This is a genomic window from Xanthomonas cissicola, from assembly GCF_008801575.1.
Classification (GTDB): Bacteria; Pseudomonadota; Gammaproteobacteria; order Xanthomonadales; family Xanthomonadaceae; genus Xanthomonas; species Xanthomonas cissicola.
Window position 1 is genome coordinate 1 of the sequence record NZ_VZPL01000261.1, and the last position, 328, is coordinate 328.

The window sequence follows — 328 nt, forward strand, 5'->3', positions numbered from 1 at the left end:
GCCGGGTCTGCTTGCGCTTGCCCAGGCCCTCAGCGTCACCGAACGTCAGCTGCATAGATGATCCTCTACATGATGAGGCGGGTAGTGTCGCGTATCTGTGGTGCGTTGTTCAGAGCTTCCCTAGAGCACCTACAGGTAAGCAGAATGAGAGAAAAAGAAGCCAGAGTAACTGTAGTAGCACGGCCGGGAGTTGATCTTCATCGTAAGCTCCCCCGTCAAGCAAACACTTCAAAAGTAGAGATTCCGGTGTGCTTGTTGCGGTACTCGACCGGGGTCATTCCGCCGAGCGAATCATGGGATCTTGCTTGGTTGTAGTCGATCATCCACC

1 protein-coding gene is annotated in these 328 nt (G+C 54.0%); it reads right to left on the reverse strand.

Features of this window, described 5'->3' with window-relative positions:
* Positions 1–215: 215 nt before the first annotated feature.
* A partial coding sequence (locus F7R02_RS25980; protein WP_151210368.1) for an IS3 family transposase occupies positions 216–328 on the reverse strand: 113 nt, incomplete at its 5' end.